The organism is Ruegeria sp. BF12 (assembly GCF_056538705.1).
The window spans coordinates 1-2500 of record NZ_JBQFTP010000033.1 but is presented as its reverse complement, the minus strand read 5'-3'; the positions used below and the strand labels follow the sequence as shown (position 1 = coordinate 2500).

Sequence of the window (2500 nt, the reverse complement as noted above, 5' to 3'; positions counted from 1 at the left end):
TGAAAAGGATCGGGATGAGCTGTGCCTAGGGGTGAAAGGCCAATCAAACTCGGAGATAGCTGGTTCTCTGCGAAATCTATTTAGGTAGAGCGTCATCCGAATACCCCGGGGGGTAGAGCACTGGATGGGTAATGGGGCCCCACAGGCTTACTGATCCTAACCAAACTCCGAATACCCGGGAGTACTAGATGGCAGACACACTGCGGATGCTAACGTCCGTAGTGGAGAGGGAAACAACCCTGACCTACGACTAAGGCCCCCAATTCATGGCTAAGTGGGAAAGCAGGTGGGACGACCAAAACAACCAGGAGGTTGGCTTAGAAGCAGCCATCCTTTAAAGATAGCGTAACAGCTCACTGGTCTAAATAAGTTGTCCTGCGGCGAAGATGTAACGGGGCTCAAGCCATGAGCCGAAGTCTAGGGATGCGTAAGCATCGGTAGCAGAGCGTAGTGTGACATAGTCTCATTCCTCCTTCATGCCTTCGGGCAGATTGGAGGAGAGAGGCTTTCGATGAAGCGGGCGCGTGAGCGATCCCGTGGAGAGATCACTAGTGAGAATGATGACATGAGTAGCGACAAAGAGTGTGAGAGACACTCTCGCCGAAAGTCCAAGGGTTCCTGCTTAAAGCTAATCTGAGCAGGGTAAGCCGGCCCCTAAGCCGAGGCCGAAAGGCGTAGGCGATGGGAACTAGGTTAATATTCCTAGGCCAGGAGGATGTGACGGATCACAGGTGTAGTTCAATCTTATCGGATTGATTGGGCTGCTGAGTGGTTCCTGGAAATAGCCCTCCATCAGACCGTACCCTAAACCGACACAGGTGGACTGGTAGAGAATACCAAGGCGCTTGAGAGAACGATGTTGAAGGAACTCGGCAAAATACCTCCGTAAGTTCGCGAGAAGGAGGCCCGGTTCCTAGGCAACTAGGGGCTGGGGGCACAAACCAGGGGGTGGCGACTGTTTATTAAAAACACAGGGCTCTGCGAAGTCGCAAGACGACGTATAGGGTCTGACGCCTGCCCGGTGCCTGAAGGTTAAAAGGAGAGGTGAGAGCCTTGAATTGAAGCCCAGGTAAACGGCGGCCGTAACTATAACGGTCCTAAGGTAGCGAAATTCCTTGTCGGGTAAGTTCCGACCTGCACGAATGGCGTAACGACTTCCCCGCTGTCTCCAACATCGACTCAGCGAAATTGAATTGCCTGTCAAGATGCAGGCTTCCCGCGGTTAGACGGAAAGACCCCGTGCACCTTTACTACAGCTTCGCACTGGCATCAGGATTGTGATGTGCAGGATAGGTGGTAGGCTTTGAAGCAGGAACGCAAGTACCTGTGGAGCCTCCCTTGAGATACCACCCTTCGCACTCTTGATGTCTAACCGCGGTCCGTTATCCGGATCCGGGACCCTGCGTGGCGGGTAGTTTGACTGGGGCGGTCGCCTCCTAAAGCGTAACGGAGGCGCGCGAAGGTTGGCTCAGAGCGGTCGGAAATCGCTCGTTGAGTGCAATGGCAGAAGCCAGCCTGACTGCGAGACTGACAAGTCGAGCAGAGTCGAAAGACGGCCATAGTGATCCGGTGGTCCCGAGTGGAAGGGCCATCGCTCAACGGATAAAAGGTACGCCGGGGATAACAGGCTGATACTGCCCAAGAGTCCATATCGACGGCAGTGTTTGGCACCTCGATGTCGGCTCATCTCATCCTGGGGCTGGAGCAGGTCCCAAGGGTACGGCTGTTCGCCGTTTAAAGAGGTACGTGAGCTGGGTTTAGAACGTCGTGAGACAGTTCGGTCCCTATCTGCCGTGGGTGTAGGAGACTTGAGAGGAGTTGCCCCTAGTACGAGAGGACCGGGGTGAACGATCCACTGGTGGACCAGTTGTCGTGCCAACGGCAGTGCTGGGTAGCTATGATCGGACAGGATAACCGCTGAAGGCATCTAAGCGGGAAGCCCCCCTCAAAACAAGGTCTCCCTGAGGGCCGTGGAAGACCACCACGTCAATAGGCCGGAGATGTAAGCGCAGTAATGCGTTCAGTTGACCGGTACTAATCGCCCGATAGGCTTGATTTGATCCAGTAATGGAAAGACAAGACCAAAGCATACACCGACCTTGAGTTGGACAACGTTGATCTGATGAACAACCGTGTGGGAACGCGCATTCGCAAGCGAATACGCTGCCTCCCGCGCGTCGCCTTTTTGCAAAGCAAAAAGAGCGACGGGGATTTTCCTCGGTTTGGTGGTCATAGCGCAAGTGAAACACCCGGTCCCATCCCGAACCCGGAAGTTAAGCACTGCCGCGCCAATGGTACTTGGGCTTAAGCCCCGGGAGAGTAGGTCACCGCCAAACCTAGTAAAATCCCCAGTCTCTCTAACGATGAAAAGAACACTACCAGGCCTCAAACAGCCGAATAGGCAGTAGGCCAACGCAAAGTGTCGCGGGATGGAGCAGCCCGGTAGCTCGTCAGGCTCATAACCTGAAGGTCGTAGGTTCAAATCCTACTCCCGCAACCA

Annotated in this window: 1 tRNA gene and 2 rRNA genes (1 of these 3 cut by a window edge); all 3 read left to right on the top strand. The window is 54.5% G+C overall.

Annotated features, from left to right (window positions below):
* Nucleotides 1-2059: ribosomal RNA gene (locus tag ACR0J0_RS23375) — 23S ribosomal RNA — on the top strand (it extends 768 nt beyond the left edge of the window).
* 162 nt (nucleotides 2060-2221) lie between these two features.
* Nucleotides 2222-2336 (top strand): 5S ribosomal RNA (gene rrf, locus ACR0J0_RS23370).
* 87 nt (nucleotides 2337-2423) lie between these two features.
* A tRNA-Met gene (locus ACR0J0_RS23365) sits at nucleotides 2424-2500 on the top strand.